Raw genomic sequence first — 15230 nt, 5'->3', positions numbered from 1 at the left:
GTGCGCGAGAGCACTATGCCCTGTTTGTGGAGCACCAGGGCTGTTCCACAACCGCATTCACGGGCCGGCGCACGGGGCGGCAATTTCTGGTACCGGCGCCCACGCACCCACCGGGAGGGAACCGCCGAGGGGCGGGACGGGACGTCGGCAATGGGGGTCAGCGCTCGTTGAGCTGGAACTTCTCCGTGACCTCGCGGCGGCGCCAGTGCTCGACGAAGAAGGACAGCAGCGGCACCACGCCCGAGATCGCCGTGACCACCCACGTCGCCGGCTTCCAGCGGGCCTTCAGACCCAGGTTCAGCGTCGCGATGACGAATGCGATGTAGGCCCAGCCGTGCAGGATGGCCACCCACGTCGCCCAGGAGGGCATCTCCATGTGCAGGAGGTACTCGGCGATCATGCGCGCGCACAGGAGCAGCAGCATGCAGCCGGTCGCCCAGGCCGCGAAGGAGAAGATGGTCAGGGCCTGGCGCACGCGGCGCTTACGCTCCGGGTGGACCTTCGGGCGGGGCTTCTCGGCGGGTGCCGTCATGGGGTCAGTCTCCTGGTCTCTGTCTCGGTCATGCTCTCGGTCAGTCGCGGAGCGCTGCCGCTCCGCCCATGAGTGGTCGAATTCGGTCGCGCGTCGGTTCCCGGCGCCGGGGTGCGTCAGTCGCCGGCGAGGTCGGCGAGACCGGAGAGGTCCTCGCCGCCGCGGCGCCGCCGGTTGAGGCGGTTGAAGTCCTCGACGTCGAGGATCGGGCGTTCGGGAAGGAACTGCGCGACCTCCTCGGATGCGGTGTCGCCGAACTCGGCGGCGTCCGCGGCGTAGAGGCGGTCCATCTCCGGGTCCGAGCTGGCCACGGCGCCGTCGGTGTCCGTGCCGGCCGCGTCCGCGCCGTCCGCGCCGTCCGCGTCGGCGCCGCGCTCGGCGGCGTCGAGGGCCGCGTTGTCCGCGTCGATCTTCTCGTTCTCGTACTGCAGGAACTTGCGGTAGGCGTAGACGAAGAAGGCGCCGAACATCGGCCACTGGAACGCGTAGCCGAGGTTCTGGAACGTGCCCGAGCCGGACTGGAAGCGCGTCCACTGCCACCACGCCAGCGCGATGGTGCACACCACGGCGATCGCGAGGAAGACGACGTGCGTGAAACGGACCCGCACGTGCTGCCGTCTCTTCCTCTCACCACTCATGACTGTCCAGGATACCCGGATGCATCAAAAGGCGGAAAGCCTCGCGCGGCAGGCGGGCGGGGCCACCGCGTGCGGGCCCCGTTATGATGGACGCCTGCGCGCCCGTGGCGGAACTGGCAGACGCGCTGGATTTAGGTTCCAGTGTCTTTGACGTGGGAGTTCGAGTCTCCCCGGGCGCACCAGTGCAACAATGGCGGCATGTTGACCATCGGCACCGACCTGGTGCACGTGCCCGCCTTCGCCGCGCAGCTCGCGGTCCCGGGCAGCCGCTTCGGGCGCGTGTTCACCGCCGCCGAGCAGCGCCGCGCCGCCGGCCACGTAGACCGCGACGCGCACCTGGCCGGCCGGTGGGCCGCCAAGGAGGCCTTCATCAAGGCCTGGTCGCAGGCGCTGTTCGCCCACCCGCCCGTCATCGCCGCCGACGAGGTCGACTTCGCCGAGATCGAGACCGTCGCCGACGCCTGGCACCGCCCCGCCTACCGCCTCCACGGCGCCGTCGCCGAGGCCGTCGCCGCGAGCCTGCCCGACGGGTGGCGCGCCGAGCTGAGCATCAGCCACGACGGCGACTACGCCGTCGCCCAGTGCCTGCTGCACGCGCGGGGGAGCGCCACCCCCGCGGGGTAGCCTTGGCAGCCATGACCGACACCTCTGACATCGCCCCCGGCCTCGACGCCGGGGAGCTGGCCGCCGCCTTCGCCGAGGTCCGCGCCAACGGCCCCCTCGTCCAGTGCATCACCAACACCGTGGTCACCAACTTCACCGCCAACGCGCTGCTCGCCGCCGGCGCCGCCCCGGCGATGGTGGACATCGTCGGCGAGGCCGGCGACTTCGCCCGCGTGGCCGGCGGCGTGCTGGTCAACCTGGGTACGCCGACCCCGGAGCAGCGCACCGCCGCCCGCGAGGCCGTCGCGGCCGCCGGCGAGGCCGGCACCCCGTGGGTGCTCGACCCCGTCGCCGTCGGCGCGCTGAAGGTGCGCACCGAGCTGGCCGCCGAGCTCGTCGAAGAGCGCCCGACCGCCGTGCGCGGCAACGCCTCCGAGATCCTCGTGCTCGCGGGCACCGGCGCCGGCGGGCGCGGCGTGGAGTCCACCGACACCCCCGAGGCAGCCCGCGCGGGCGCCGAGGAGCTGGCCCGCCGCACCGGCGCCGTCGTCGCCGTCTCCGGCGAGCGCGACCTGATCACCGACGGCGCCACCACCGTCCTGGTCACCGGCGGCGACGCCCTGCTGACCCTCGTCACCGGCGCCGGCTGCGCGCTCGGTGCCCTGGTCACCGCCTTTATCGCCGGCCGCGGCGGCCACTCCGTGCTCGCCGCCGTCACCGCCGCCCACGTCGCCTACGGCCTTGCCGCCGAGCGCGCCGCCGCGCAGGCGGAGGGCCCGGGCAGCTTCGCCGTCGCGCTTCTCGACGCCCTGCACAACCTGCAGCCGGACGACGTCGCCGCCGGCGCCCGCGTCGAGGTCCTGGAGCCCGCCGAATGAGCGCCGAGCGCGCCGACCGTACGCAGGCCGCCCGCGGCGTCTACCTCGTCACCGACCGCGCCCAGTGCGGCGGGCGCGGCGTCGTCGAGACCGTGCGCCAGGCCGTCGACGCCGGCGTGACCACCGTCCAGCTGCGCGACAAGGACGCCACCGACGCCGAGATCCTCGCCTGCCTGCGCGAGCTCGCCCCGGTCACCGCCGGGCGCGCGGTGCTCGTCGTCGACGACCGCCTCGACGCCGTCGTCGCCGCGCGCCGCGAGCGGCTCGCCGTCGACGGGGTCCACCTCGGCCAGTCGGACACCTCCGTGGCCGTCGCCCGCGCCGCGCTCGGCCCCGACGCCGTGGTGGGGCTCACCGCCGACCGCCCCGAGCACCTCGAGGCCCTGGCGAAGCTGCCCGCCGGCACCGTCGACTACCTGGGCGTGGGCGCCATCCACCCCACCGCGACCAAGGCCGACGCCCCCGAGGCGCTCGGCGTGGCCGGCTTCGCCGACTTCGTCGCCGCCGCCCCGTTGCCGTGCGTGGCCATCGGCGGCGTCAAAATTGCCGACGTCGCGCCCCTGCGCGCCGCGGGTGCCTGCGGCGTGGCCGTGGTCTCGGCGATCTGCGCCGCCGACGACGCCCGCGCCGCGGCCGCCGAACTCGTCGCCGAGTGGGAGAGCGCGGAGAGCGCGGAGGACGCGTAACGCGGCCGCGCGGGCCCACGCAGAGCCCGCACGGACTCGCACGGGCGACCGACGGGACGTCGGCAATTGAACGCCTAGGCGCCGGCGACGGTGAACAGGTACGCCACGAGCATGCGCTTGGTCTCGGCGACCACGGCGTCGACGTCGGCGTCGGTGCGCTCGGGCGCGCCCACGGCGTAGTTGAGCAGCGAGACCACCGTGTGCACGAGCACGCCGGCGAGCTTGCGGCGCTCGGTGCGCGGCACCCCGTGGGCCAGGGGGCCCAGCACCCCGGCGATCAGGTCGAGCATCTCGCGCTCGGTGTCCGCGGCCGTCGCACGCGTCGCCGGCGTGGACTGCACCGCGTGCCACACAGCGCGGCGCGAGGGGTCGCGCACCCACAGCTCGGCGAGGTGGTCGATGAAGTCCTCGAGCACCACCGGCCACTGCGGGGTGGGCACCTGCTCGGAGAAGGACCGCAGGGCGGCGACCGTGGCGTTCGTGTCCTCGCGGTCGAGCTCGCAGACCATCGCGTACTTGTTGGCGAAGAACTGGTAGATCGTGCCGATCGGCACGTCGGCGCGCTTGGCCACCTCGTCGAAGGTGAAGGACTCGAAGCCCGACTCGACCAGCACGCCGCGCGCGGCGGTGAGGATCCGGGAGAAGCGCTCCCGGCTGCGCGCCTGGGCGGGGCGCCGGCGCGGGCGCAGGATCTCCCCGCCCGCCGGGGCGTTCACCGTGCTCACCGTCCGAGTCCCGCTAGGAGTTGTCCGCGGCGTCGACGTCGTCGAGGTCGCGGATGAAGCGGGCGACGTGTCCGGTGGCCTTGACGTTGTACTTCGCGGCGCCGATGGTGCCGTCCGGCTCGACGAGGAAGGTCGAGCGGATCACACCCTGGACGACCTTGCCGTAGTTCTTCTTCTCGCCGAACGCGCCGTAGGCGGTCATGACCTCCTTGTCGGGGTCGGAGAGCAGCGGGAAGGTCAGCCGGTGGTCCTCGCGGAAGGCGGCGAGCTTGTCCTGCTTGTCCGGCGAGATGCCCACGACGTCGATGCCCGCGTCGTTGAGCTGGGTGAGGCTGTCGCGGAAGTCGCAGGCCTCCTTTGTGCAGCCGGGGGTGTTGGCGCGCGGGTAGAAGTAGACGATGACGCGGCGGCCGGCGAAGTCCGACAGCGAGACCTCGTCGCCGTGGTCGTCGGTGAGCGTGAATGCGGGGGCGGTGTCGCCGGGCTGGAGTTTCTTCGTCTCGGTCATGGGTGCCACTCTACCCGCGGTGTTACGTACACTTGGTGGACATGAACGCTTTCCGACGTCCCGTCCGTTCCCTCGCCGCCCTCCTCGCCGTGGGTGCGTTTGCGCTCGTCGGCTGCGCCGGCGACGAGGGTGACACCTCCGGCTCGGCGGAGGAGTCCGCCGCCTCGCTGACGGCGTCCTCGTCCGGCGAGGAGGACGCCTCGGCTGCGGCCGACGAGTCGCCGCTGGTGGCGCTCGCGCGCGACACCGCCGACGACCCGCGGGCCCTGGGTGAGGCCGACGCGCCGGTGCAGGTGCTGCTGTTCACCGACCCGTCGTGCCCGCACTGCTCGAACTTCCACGAGAACGTGTTGCCGAAGCTGCAGTCGGACTACATCGACACCGGCAAGGTCCGCCTCGAGGTCCACGACCTCGGCGTGCTCGGCGAAGACTCGGTGAAGATGTCCGCGGCCTCGCGCGCCGCCGCCGACCAGGGCCGCTACTTCGAGTACATCGACCAGCTCTACCCGGCCACGCTCAACGGGGAGACCCGCGGCGTCGACGAGGACAAGCTCGTCGCCTGGGCCGAGGCCGCCGGCGTGCCGGACATCGACGCCTTCCGCGAGGCGATCTCCGGCGACGATCTCGCCGCCAACGTGCAGTTCGACTCCGAGGCCGCCACGAACGCGGGCCTGAAGGTCGTGCCCACCGTGATCGTCAACGGCAAGGAGGCCGAGAACGTCGAGGAGCTCGACGCCTTCCTGCCGCAGATCGACGAGCAGCTGGACTGACCGACGCGCGCCTGGCGCAGGCCTGGCGCAGGCCTGGCGCACGCCGCACCGGGGCGACGCTGACACGGCACGCGAAGGTGTGGCAGACTCATTACCCGGATACCCGCTTTCCGGGGTAGGGGCCTAGGGCGGCCCCGGGGAGCGGAAGCAGACAGAGTTGATTGGGAGATGACCGTGGCACGAGACATCGATGACATCCAGCGCGACATCGAGCGCACCCGCAGGCAGCTGGCCGGCACGCTGGATCAGCTCGCCGACCGCAGCAAGCCGAAGAACCTGGCCGACGACGCGAAGAACCAGGTCACTGACTGGCTGAAGGACCCGAAGGTGCAGAAGATCCTCGCCGGCATCGGCGTGGCCGTCACCGGTGTGGTCGTCTTCGCGGTCGTGCGCTCGCGCCGCAACCGCAACGACCTCAAGGAGCTGCGCAAGCTGCTCGCCGACCGCTGACCCGGTCGAGGTGCCGCGCGGCGCCCGCGCCCGGTGGGGAATGCTCCCCGCCGGGCGTTTTCCGTGTGTCGGGCTCGGTGACCCGGGGGTAACTTCGCAGGGTAAGGTCAACGCGGACCGCTTCAGTTCGCGGTGAGATCCGCGGTGAGAAAGGACGATCATGAGCCCGAACGGCACGCCGGACCCGCAGGACAACCGTGACCGTGCAGACCAGTGGGGTGCGCAGTGGGGCGGCGACTCCGAGACGCGCCGCATCGTGCCCGGGGAGCAGGGGGCGGCCCAGGCCGGCGGCCAGACGGGGAGTGAGCGCCCCGCGCCGCGCCAGTACTTCCCCGGCGAGACCGAGCCCGGCATGCCCGACGGCTGGCAGGCGCCGCCGCAGGGGCAGGGCTACGGGCAGACGTACGGCCAGGACGGCTATGCGCAGGGCTACCCGCAGGGCCAGGGCTACGGTGCAGGCTACGGCCAGGAGGGCTTCGCGCAGGGCTACAGCGACGCCTGGGGCACCGGCGACGGCACGAACGGCGCGGTCGACGCCCCCGGGGCGACGGCGGCCGGCAAGGGCCGCGACCGCACATTCGTGGTGCTGTGCGGCGTCGCCGGCGTGCTGCTCGTCGCCGTGCTCGCGCTGGTGCTGTGGCTGTTCGTCTTCTCCTCCGAAGGCGACGACACCGAGACCGGCGCCGCCGGCAACACGCTGACCTCGCAGTCGGCGAGCGAGTCGGCCAGCTCTCCGTCCACCGCCGCCTCCTCTTCCTCCTCCGAGGAGGCCGGCAGGCCCACCGACGCCAAGGTGCCCTCGGACGCCTGGGCCGTCAACGAGGCCGCCAAGAACAACGAGCCCAGCGGCGACTTCAACAACGTCTACGCCTCCGGGCCGACCAGTGAGCCGTTTGCACTTGCCGTGCGCGACGCATTCGTGGATGCTTATCTGGACGACGGCCGCACCGACCAGACGATCGACGTCCACAGCTCGGTGACCGGCCGCAGCTACACCATGACTTGCGAAGACAACGGCTCCTACGTGCACTGCACAGGCGGCAACGACGCGAATGTCTACATCTCCTGACCGTCTGGTCCGGGCCGACGCCGCGGTGGCGGCGGCCGCCCTGCTGGTGGCTTCCCTGACCGCCTGCACGATCGACAAGCCCGGGGAGGCCACTACCACCCCCGCGGCGACGACCGCGCAGCCCACCCCGACCGGTGACCCCGAACCCGTCGACCGCGGCAACCCCGGGGTCTCCGAGGAGGCCCTCGAGAAGCTCGCCGACGAGGTCGCCGAGGAGTTCGGCCAGCCCGTCGGCGTGGCCGTCGCCGACCCCTTCGGCGTGCACACCGGCGGCGAGATCGAGTCCGCCGCGGCCTGGTCGACGATCAAGGTGCCCATCGCGGTGGCCGCCGAGCGCGGCGCCGACGGGGCGAGCGACGGGTCCGGCGCAGGTGCGAACACGTGGATCGACCAGCTCGTCGACCAGGCGATCACCGTCTCCGACAACGACGCCGCCGACAGCCTCTGGCTCAGCCTGGGTGACACCGCCACCGCCAGCCAGGCCACCGACGCGGTGCTCACCGAGGGCGGCGACGAACTCACCGACGTCGAGACCGATGTGCTGCGCTCCGGCTTCTCCGCCTGGGGCCAGACCGACTGGGCCGTGGCCGCGCAGGCCCGCTTCGCGCTGAGCCTGCCGGAGATGGCCGGCGCCGAGCACGTCGTCGAGGCGATGGGGCAGATCAGCCCCGACCAGGCCTACGGCCTCGGCCGCATCGACGGCGCCCACTTCAAGGGCGGCTGGGGCCCGGACGACCAGACCGGCGCCTACGAGGTCCGCCAGTTCGGATTCGTCAACACCGACTGCGGCCTGCGCGGCCTGGCGGTGGCCACCAACGGCGGCAACTACGACCAGGGCCAGGCGGTCCTCGACGAGCTGGCCCGCGGACTCGACAAGCTGGTCTGCGCGCCCCGCGACGCCGCACCGCAGCCCACGGCGACGGAGGGCGCGACGCGCACGGACGGGACGTCGGAAATCACACGGCAACGCACCGTGACGCCGCACCCGACGCAGGGCGCCCGGACCTAGATGATCTCGGCGCCGGCGGCGCGCATCTCCTCGATCGCGGCGGCGCCGCCCTCCTCGCTGACCGCGGAGCACAGCGACGTCAGCACGCGCACCGAGAAGCCGCGCTCCAGGGCGTCGAGCGCGGTGGCGCGCACGCAGAAGTCCGTGGCGATGCCGCACACGTCGACCTGCGTGACGTCGTGCGCGCGCAGCCAGGCCTCCAGGTCCTGCCCGCCGTCCGGGGTGGTGCCGGAGAAGCCGGAGTAGCCGTCGTCGTACTGGCCCTTGTGGAAGTACTCCTCGATGGCGGCGTCGGCCAGCGCCGGGTGCATCGCCGCGCCCTCGGTGTCCGCGCGGCAGTGCACGGGCCAGGTGTGCACGAAGTCGGGGTCCTCGGCGAAGTGGCTGCCCGGGTCGATGTGCCAGTCCTGGGTGGCCACGACGTGCTCGCGGCCGCCCGCGCCACGGGCGACGACCTCGGCGATGGCGGCGGCCACCTTGTCGCCGTCCGCGGTGCCGAGCGCGCCGCCGGGGCAGAAGTCGTTCTGGGTGTCGACGATGACGAGTGCCTTCATGCGGTCTCCTGAGGGTCGGGCGGAAAGTTCCTTCCGGCTAAGCCTAGTCCGGCGCGCGCGGGCGGGGGTGAACGGTTTTCGGCCCCGGGACACGAGGTGTGTCCCGGGGCCGGGGTTGCCGCGTCGCGGGCTGCAGGGTTCTCGGGGCGCCGTGCTAGTGGTCGCGCAGCCAGGCGGCGGCGTTGTCGGCGACGGTCTCGGGCGCGTCGGCGACGTCGACGACCACGCCGGGCTCGTCGTCGCCCAGCGGCTCGAGTGTGGCCAGCTGCGAGTCCAGCAGCGAGGCCGGCATGAAGTGGCCGGTGCGGTTCTCCATGCGCTCGCGCAGCAGCTCCGGGGTGCCGTGGACGTGCACGAAGTTCGCGTCCGGCGTGGCCTGGCGGATCAGGTCACGGTAGCTGCGCTTGAGCGAACTGCAGCCGATGATGCCGCCCTCGGCGCTGTCGTGCAGCCACTGGCCGACGAGGCGCAGCCACGGCCACCGGTCGTCGTCGTCGAGCGCCTCGCCGCGCGCCATCTTGTCGATGTTCTCCTGCGGGTGCAGGTCGTCGCCGTCGCGGTAGGGCAGGCCGAGGCGCTCGGCGAGCAGCTCGCCGACGGTCGTCTTGCCCGAGGCGGACACGCCCATTACGACGATGTGGGGGTGGGCTGCCAAATCGTTCTCCTTCGTGTCGCTGCGCCGGGTGCTCACCAGTTGTGGACGGTGCCGTCCGCGAGCCGGTTGTAGGGCAGGTAGGCCTGCTCGTAGGGGAACTTCTCGGCGATCTCCGGGTGGAACTCCACGCCCAGGCCGGGGTTGTCACCCGGGTGCAGCAGGCCGTTCTCGAAGGTCATGGAGGTCTCGAAGACCTCGAGCGTCTCCTTGGAGTGGGTCATGTACTCCTGGGCGCCGTAGTTGTGGATGTTGATGTCCAGGTGCAGCTCGGCGGCGAAGCCGATCGGAGAGACGTCCGTGGGGCCGTGGAAGCCGGACTTGATCTGGTACGGCTCGGCCTGCGCCATGGCCTTCTTCAGCGGGGTGATGCCGCCGAAGTGGGTGGTCGCGCAGCGCACGTAGTCGATGAGCTGGTTGTCGATGAGGTCCTTGATGTCGTAGACCGAGTTGAAGACCTCGCCGATGGCCAGCGGGGTGGTCGACTGCTCGCGGACGTAGCGCAGGTTCTCCTGGTTCTCGCCGAGGGTGACGTCCTCGAGCCAGAACAGGTTGTAGGGCTCGAGCGACTTGGCGAACTGGGCGGCCTCGCGCGGGGTCAGGCGGTTGTGGCCGTCGTGCAGCAGCGGCAGTTCGGGGCCGAACTCGTTGCGCACGGCCTCGAAGACGGTGGGCACGTGGCGCATGTAGGCCGCGGAGTCCCAGTCCTCCTCGACGGGCCAGTCGCCGCGGTTGGCTGGCTCGAAGTCGTAGCGCTGCCCGGACGACTGCTCCTGGGCGGCGACACCGTAGAGCTTGTTTGATGCCCGGCACGGAGGTCTGCACGCGGATCATCGTGTAGCCGAGGTCCATCTCGTAGCGGATGGAGTCGAAGAGGCTCTCCAGGTCGGTGCCGGAGGCGTGGCCGTAGGCGCGCGCACCGGTGCGCGAGGCGCCGCCGAGCAGCTGGTAGACCGGCATGTTCGCCATCTTGCCCTTGATGTCCTACAGGGCCATGTCCACGGCGGCGACGGCGGCCATGGTCACGGGGCCGCGGCGCCATTAGGCGGAGCGGTAGAGGAACTGCCAGGTGTCCTCGATGTTGCGCGCGTCGCGGCCGACGAGCAGCTGGCAGACGTGGTCCTTGAGGTAGTGGGCGGCGGACAGCTCGCGGCCGTTGAGCGTCGCGTCGCCGACGCCGACCACGCCGTCGTCGGTCTCGACGCGGTCCTCCCCGCATGCGCGGGGGTGAGCCCCACACCCCGGACCCCGATCACCCCTCCCATCCGTCTTCCCCGCATGCGCGGGGGTGAGCCGGCCCCCACACCGTGATGGTGTGGGGGCCAATCGTCTTCCCCGCATACGTGGGGGTGGCCCGGAGATCATCATCGACACCGGCATCGGTGATTACAGTTCCCGCACCGGCGGGAGTCCACCCGGCGACCGCAGACTCAGTCCCCGCCGGGCGCGCGCCGCGTCGACTCCCGCTCGATCAGCCGGGTCGGAAGCACGCGCGGCCGGCTCATCGGCCCGCGCTCGCCGCGCACCAGCGCCATCGCGTTGGCCGCGGCCACGCGCCCGATCGAGCGCAGCGGCCTGGCCACCGTGGTCAGCGAGGGCCGCACGATCGTGGTCAGCTCCGTGTTATCGAAGCCGACCACGGCGACGTCCTCGGGAACCCGCCAGCCGTCGTGGCGGGCCTGCTGCATGAAGCCGATGGCCACCAGGTCGTTGAAGCACATCACCGCGTCGGTGGGGTCCTTGCGCCAGCGCACGAAGGCCCGCCGTCCGCCGCGGGTGGTCGGCGCGTCGGCGTGCATGTGGTGCACCGAGACCCGCGCGAGCCGGCGCACCTGCTCCAGCGGCAGCTGCGCGCTGCGGGTGAAGGTGACCACGTCCTCGGTGGTCTCCGCGTTGCCCACCGCGTCGAGCAGCCCGCGCAGCCGGATCGCGTCCGTCCACGATCCGTCTGGGCCGCCGATGTAGGTGATCGAGCGCGCGCCGAGCTCCTCGAGGTGGCTGGCCGCCTTGGTCGCGCCCTCGTAGTTGTCCACCAGCACACTGGGCACCCCGGGCACCGGCCGATTGACGCACACCGTCGGCAGCCGACGGGCGATCTTGGCGACCTCGTTGTTGCTCAGCCGCGCCGACGCCAGCAGCAGCGCGTCGACGTGCGGGATGAACGCCTCGGCGGCGGAGTGCGAGCGCCCGCGCACCTCGTCGACGTTGGCCACGAGCACCTGGAACTCGCCGACGTGCGCGGCGTGCTCGGCGCCGCGGATGATCTCCAGGAAGAACGGGTTGGTGTTGTCCGCGACCACGATGCCGAGGTTGCCCGTGCGCTCGCGCCCCGGGTTGCTGCGCGTGGCCAGCTCGCGCCGGTAGCCCAGCTTCTTCGCTGCCGCGCGCACCTTCTCCGCGGTGCGGAAGCTGACCCGGTCCGGCCCGCTCAGCGCCCGAGAGACCGTCGCGGCCGACACCCCGGCCTCCGCGGCGACGTCGTAGATCGTGACCTTGCGGTCCGGCCCGCCCTCCGGCGTCGAGTCTGCTTCCTGTATAAGGGGCAGTATAAAGGCGTTCGCCTCCGCGACGGCGCGTGATTTCCGACGCCCCGCGTCCCCCCACGCGGCGCGCCGGCGCACCCGGTGCCCGCGACCTGGGGCGCGCTCCGCGCGCCCCGCCCGCCTACGCCGCACGGGTGCGCCGAGGGTGAGAAGCGCGGCGTCGGCAATCGACGGCCGGTAGCCTGAGTGCGACCGACCGAAGGGTGGAATGACCGTGGTGGAACAGATCAAGTCGCCGGTGCCGCAGTACCTGGAGAACCTGCTCGACGAGGTGCGCGACAACACCGACGGCGCGGTGGCCGACTACATCCCGAACCTCGCCGAGGCCGACCCGGATCCGCTGGCGATCGCCCTGTGCACCGTCTCCGGGCGCACCTACGCCGCCGGCGACGCTGACCGCCTGTTCACCATGCAGTCGATCACCAAGCCCTTCGTCTTCGGGCTCGCGCTGCAGGAGCACGGCGAGAAGGTGCTCGACGTCGTCGGGCTGGAGCCGTCGGGGGAGTCCTTCAACGAGCTCTCGCTGGACCGCAGCACCCACCGGCCGATGAACCCGATGATCAACGCCGGCGCCATCGCGGTCAACCAGCTGATCAACGGCACCGAGTCCAGTATCGAGGACCGCGTGGCCGTCATCCACGACTTCCTCGGTCGCCTTGCCGGGCGGCGCTTGAGCGTCGACGAGGACCTGGCGGACAACGAGCTGGCCGGTGCCGACCGCAACCTGGCGCTGGCGCACATGCTGCGCAGCCACGGCGTGATCCACGACGACGCGCGCGACGCCGTCGACAGCTACATCCGCCAGTGCGCCGCCGAGGTCAGCGTGCGCGACCTGGCCGTGATGGCCGCGACCCTGGCCAACGGCGGGGTGCAGCCGCAGACCGGCGAGCGCGTGCTCGACCCCGGCGTGGCGCGCCTGACGCTGGCGGTGATGAGCTCGGCGGGCATGTACGACGGCGCCGGGCGCTGGATGGCCCGCGTCGGCATCCCCGCTAAGTCGGGCGTGTCCGGCGGGCTGCTCGGCTCGCTGCCCGGTCAGCTGGGCATCGGCACCTTCTCACCGCGGCTGGACTCCGAGGGCAACAGCGTGCGCGGCCGGCTGCTCTACGAGGTGCTCTCCGACTCGATGGGCCTGCACCTGATGAACCCCGCCGAGGTCGGCCTGCACGCGGTGCGCTCCATCCTGGTCCACGGCGAGGACACGGTGCTGACGCTGCAGGGCGTGATCAACTTCTCCGCCGCCGAGTCGATCCTGCACGAGATCGCCCGCCACGACTTCACCGAGGGCCGCCTGGTCCTCGACGTCACCCGCGTGGTCACCGTCGAGTCGATCGGCCGCAGGTTCCTGTCCTCGGTGCTGGCGAAGATGCGCGCGGCCGGCCTGGACATCGCGCTGCACGACCCGGAGGACCGCCTGCGCGAACTGACCGTCGACGGTGACCGCCCCGAGAGCCTCGACGCCGAGGAGCTCGCCGAGGTCGAGGCCGAGCCGCCGGAGAACGACGGGGAGTGGTGAGGCGGTAGGGCCCGCGCCGCGGCTGCCGCTGCCCCCCCCGCATGCAGAAAAGGCCCGGTACGATGTACCGGGCCCTACCTGCAGTTTTGGTGCGCCATCAGGGAATCGAACCCCGAACCCACTGATTAAGAGTCAGTTGCTCTGCCAATTGAGCTAATGGCGCATGTTGCTCGGGCGGTCTGTGCCGCTCCCCTGCAACGGACAGTTACTTTAGCACCGCATCCGTGGACCGTAAAATCGGCTGGTCATAGGTCATTTCATGCATTCCGTCGCGGTGCTTGGCCGGTGCCTCTGTGGCGCACTTGCGCGCGGCGCGTTGGCGCCGCGCCCGATTGCCGACGCCACGCGGCGCGCCGAGGGGTGGTACCCGCCGCGCCGTGGGGCGCGACGTCGTCAAGCGTGTCGGCGCGCGCATGCCCGCGCTCGCACAGCGCCCACCCCGCGCGGGGAGTGCATTTAATGGCTTTCCAGCGTGACCCGGAGAATGCACAGCGCCCACCCCGCGCGGGGAGTGCTCCTCGCTCTGTTTGGTCCGCCAATAGGCAAGCGGACTACTATCCGTGTACGTGTCCTCAATCGCGCGCGGGCGGCACCCCGGCGCGGGGGAGGGGCGTCGCTCACACAACGTCCGCGATGTTCCGGCGGAGACCGGGAAAAGCGTCGTGACCGGGGAAAATTGCCGCTTCCGACAAACTCTCGATAACCGTTTGATTACGTTTGTGCGTCGCGGCTAACGGTGTGTGGCGGTGGCTCGCAAAGAGGGTATGGTGACCGCAGATCTCCTGCGGGGTAGTCGAAAATTCAAAGGATTGACGGAGATGAAGCATTACCGGACACGGGCGTTCGTCACCGCCACGCTGACGGTAGTGGCGCTGGTGGCGTCAGGTTGCACGATCGGCCAGGCCGGTCCCGACCACGAGAACACGGCAGAGGTCGAGGAGGCCACGCAGGACGCCGAACCGGAGGTCTCCGTCAAGGACGACGCCACCGAGGTCGACCCGTCCGAGCCGGTGACGGTGACCTCCCGGGGCGAGGGCCTCAAGGACGTCACCATGACCAACGAGCAGGGCTACGAGGTCGAGGCCAAGTTCAACGAGGACCACACGGAGTGGACCACCGACGAGGTCCTCGGCTACAACCGCACCTACACGGTCAAGGCCACCGACAAGAACGGCAAGAAGACCTCCGTCCAGTTCCAGACGATCATGCCGTCTTACACCGCCAACGTGGCGCTCTCGCCGCTGGAGGACGCCGAGGTCGGCGTCGGCCAGACGATCGCCGCGCGCTTCTCCGCGCCGATCGAGGACCGCCAGGCCGCCCAGGACGCCATCAAGGTGACCACCGAGCCGTCCGTGGAGGGCGCGTTCTTCTGGGTCAACAACTACGAGGTGCGCTGGCGCCCCGAGAACTACTGGCGGCCGGGCACCAAGGTCAAGGTCGAGGCCGACATCTACGGCAAGGACCTCGGCGGTGAGGTCTACGGCGAGTCCGACAACGCGACCCGCTTCACCATCGGCGACGACGTGCGCACCGTCGTCGACGACTCGACCAAGCAGATGACCGTCTACCGCAACGGCGAGGCGCTGCGCACCATCCCGGTCTCCCTGGGCCGCGACGGCGCCTACGCCACCCCGAACGGCATCTACATGATCGGCGACAAGAACCCGTCGATGATCATGGACTCCGAGACCTTCGGCCTCTCGCACGAGGCCGGCGGCTACCGCACCGCGGTCGACTGGGCCACGCAGATGTCCTACTCCGGCATCTACGTCCACTCCGCGCCGTGGTCGGTGTGGGCGCAGGGCTCGCAGAACACCTCGCACGGCTGCATCAACGTCACACCCGAGGCCGCCAAGTGGTTCCAGGACACCGTCAAGCGCGGCGACATCGTCGAGGTCAAGAACACCTCCGGCGAGACGCTCTCCGGCTACGACGGTCTGGGCGACTGGAACATACCCTGGAAGACCTGGAAGGCCGGCAACGCCAAGGACAACACCGCCGCCTGATCGACTCACCCCCGCACTTGCCGACGCCGCGTCGCCCACCCGGGCGCCGCGGCGTCGCCGTCTCTGCGTGGTGCGGCGCGCGTGCCGCGCG

18 protein-coding genes and 2 tRNA genes are annotated in these 15230 nt (G+C 71.3%); 10 read left to right on the top strand and 10 right to left on the bottom strand.

Annotated elements, in window-relative coordinates; all coding sequences use genetic code 11:
* Positions 1-157: 157 nt before the first annotated feature.
* Together QQA02_RS07820 and QQA02_RS07815 are read right to left on the bottom strand one after the other, a co-directional pair.
* Entirely contained in the window at positions 158-532 is a 375-nt protein-coding gene (locus tag QQA02_RS07820; protein WP_284775689.1) for a DUF3817 domain-containing protein, read from the bottom strand.
* A gap of 116 nt (positions 533-648) precedes the next feature.
* Complete coding sequence (locus QQA02_RS07815; protein ID WP_284863982.1) at positions 649-1170, bottom strand: hypothetical protein; 522 nt, start codon at positions 1168-1170, stop codon at positions 649-651.
* A gap of 98 nt (positions 1171-1268) precedes the next feature.
* Here QQA02_RS07815 and QQA02_RS07810 point away from each other — a divergent pair.
* The 4 genes from QQA02_RS07810 to thiE all read left to right on the top strand — a co-directional run bounded on the left by QQA02_RS07810 (position 1269) and on the right by thiE (position 3337).
* A tRNA-Leu gene (locus QQA02_RS07810) sits at positions 1269-1352 on the top strand.
* 19 nt (positions 1353-1371) lie between these two features.
* Positions 1372-1794, top strand: coding sequence for a holo-ACP synthase AcpS (gene acpS / locus QQA02_RS07805; RefSeq protein WP_284775700.1), 423 nt, complete (start codon positions 1372-1374; stop codon positions 1792-1794).
* Between the two features lie 11 nt (positions 1795-1805).
* On the top strand, positions 1806-2651 hold the full coding sequence (gene thiM / locus QQA02_RS07800) for a hydroxyethylthiazole kinase (protein WP_284863980.1): 846 nt from the start codon (positions 1806-1808) through the stop codon (positions 2649-2651).
* Positions 2648-3337, top strand: coding sequence for a thiamine phosphate synthase (gene thiE / locus QQA02_RS07795; protein ID WP_284775683.1), 690 nt, complete (start codon positions 2648-2650; stop codon positions 3335-3337). Before thiM ends, thiE begins: the two co-directional genes overlap by 4 nt.
* 74 nt (positions 3338-3411) lie before the next feature.
* Here the strand turns inward: thiE and QQA02_RS07790 are convergent, their stop codons facing one another.
* Together QQA02_RS07790 and bcp are read right to left on the bottom strand one after the other, a co-directional pair.
* Positions 3412-4062 carry a TetR/AcrR family transcriptional regulator gene (locus tag QQA02_RS07790; protein WP_284863978.1) on the bottom strand — a complete coding sequence of 217 codons (651 nt, stop codon included), beginning with the start codon at positions 4060-4062 and terminating at the stop codon, positions 3412-3414.
* Positions 4063-4075: 13 nt separating this feature from the next.
* Complete coding sequence (bcp, locus tag QQA02_RS07785; RefSeq protein WP_284775680.1) at positions 4076-4570, bottom strand: thioredoxin-dependent thiol peroxidase; 495 nt, start codon at positions 4568-4570, stop codon at positions 4076-4078.
* A gap of 41 nt (positions 4571-4611) precedes the next feature.
* Between bcp and QQA02_RS07780 the strand changes: the two genes are divergently transcribed.
* From QQA02_RS07780 to QQA02_RS07765, 4 genes are all read left to right on the top strand, one after another.
* Positions 4612-5340 (top strand): DsbA family protein, encoded by a 729-nt coding sequence (locus tag QQA02_RS07780; protein ID WP_284863976.1) that lies wholly within the window; start codon positions 4612-4614, stop codon positions 5338-5340.
* Positions 5341-5514: 174 nt separating this feature from the next.
* Positions 5515-5790 carry a DUF3618 domain-containing protein gene (locus tag QQA02_RS07775; RefSeq protein ID WP_284775697.1) on the top strand — a complete coding sequence of 92 codons (276 nt, stop codon included), beginning with the start codon at positions 5515-5517 and terminating at the stop codon, positions 5788-5790.
* A 160-nt stretch (positions 5791-5950) separates the two neighbouring features.
* Positions 5951-6859 carry a hypothetical protein gene (locus QQA02_RS07770; RefSeq protein WP_284863974.1) on the top strand — a complete coding sequence of 303 codons (909 nt, stop codon included), beginning with the start codon at positions 5951-5953 and terminating at the stop codon, positions 6857-6859.
* Positions 6843-7868, top strand: coding sequence for a serine hydrolase (locus QQA02_RS07765; protein ID WP_284775672.1), 1026 nt, complete (start codon positions 6843-6845; stop codon positions 7866-7868). The genes QQA02_RS07770 and QQA02_RS07765 overlap by 17 nt, the downstream gene beginning before the upstream one ends.
* Here QQA02_RS07765 and QQA02_RS07760 read toward each other — a convergent pair.
* The 5 genes from QQA02_RS07760 to QQA02_RS07740 all read right to left on the bottom strand — a co-directional run bounded on the left by QQA02_RS07760 (position 7865) and on the right by QQA02_RS07740 (position 11611).
* Positions 7865-8422 (bottom strand): isochorismatase family protein, encoded by a 558-nt coding sequence (locus tag QQA02_RS07760; RefSeq protein ID WP_284775670.1) that lies wholly within the window; start codon positions 8420-8422, stop codon positions 7865-7867. The two genes, QQA02_RS07765 and QQA02_RS07760, sit on opposite strands and share 4 nt — an antisense overlap.
* A gap of 154 nt (positions 8423-8576) precedes the next feature.
* Positions 8577-9050, bottom strand: a complete 474-nt coding sequence (locus QQA02_RS07755; protein ID WP_284775694.1) for a gluconokinase — start codon at positions 9048-9050, stop codon at positions 8577-8579.
* A gap of 59 nt (positions 9051-9109) precedes the next feature.
* On the bottom strand, positions 9110-9751 hold the full coding sequence (locus QQA02_RS07750) for an enolase C-terminal domain-like protein (RefSeq protein ID WP_284863972.1): 642 nt from the start codon (positions 9749-9751) through the stop codon (positions 9110-9112).
* A 364-nt stretch (positions 9752-10115) separates the two neighbouring features.
* Positions 10116-10259, bottom strand: a complete 144-nt coding sequence (locus tag QQA02_RS07745) for a hypothetical protein (protein ID WP_284775665.1) — start codon at positions 10257-10259, stop codon at positions 10116-10118.
* Positions 10260-10504: 245 nt separating this feature from the next.
* Positions 10505-11611, bottom strand: a complete 1107-nt coding sequence (locus tag QQA02_RS07740) for a substrate-binding domain-containing protein (RefSeq protein ID WP_284863991.1) — start codon at positions 11609-11611, stop codon at positions 10505-10507.
* A gap of 232 nt (positions 11612-11843) precedes the next feature.
* Here QQA02_RS07740 and QQA02_RS07735 point away from each other — a divergent pair, with 232 nt between their 5' ends.
* Positions 11844-13133 carry a glutaminase gene (locus QQA02_RS07735; protein ID WP_284863989.1) on the top strand — a complete coding sequence of 430 codons (1290 nt, stop codon included), beginning with the start codon at positions 11844-11846 and terminating at the stop codon, positions 13131-13133.
* Positions 13134-13220: 87 nt separating this feature from the next.
* Here QQA02_RS07735 and QQA02_RS07730 read toward each other — a convergent pair.
* Positions 13221-13296 (bottom strand) — tRNA-Lys (locus QQA02_RS07730).
* Between the two features lie 655 nt (positions 13297-13951).
* Between QQA02_RS07730 and QQA02_RS07725 the strand changes: the two genes are divergently transcribed.
* Positions 13952-15139, top strand: a complete 1188-nt coding sequence (locus QQA02_RS07725; protein ID WP_284863970.1) for a L,D-transpeptidase — start codon at positions 13952-13954, stop codon at positions 15137-15139.
* Positions 15140-15230 lie beyond the last annotated feature (91 nt).

The sequence above is a fragment of the Corynebacterium sp. MSK006 genome (assembly GCF_030232385.1).
Taxonomy (GTDB): Bacteria; Actinomycetota; Actinomycetes; order Mycobacteriales; family Mycobacteriaceae; genus Corynebacterium; species Corynebacterium frankenforstense_A.
This window is presented reverse-complemented; position numbering and strand designations above follow the sequence as displayed.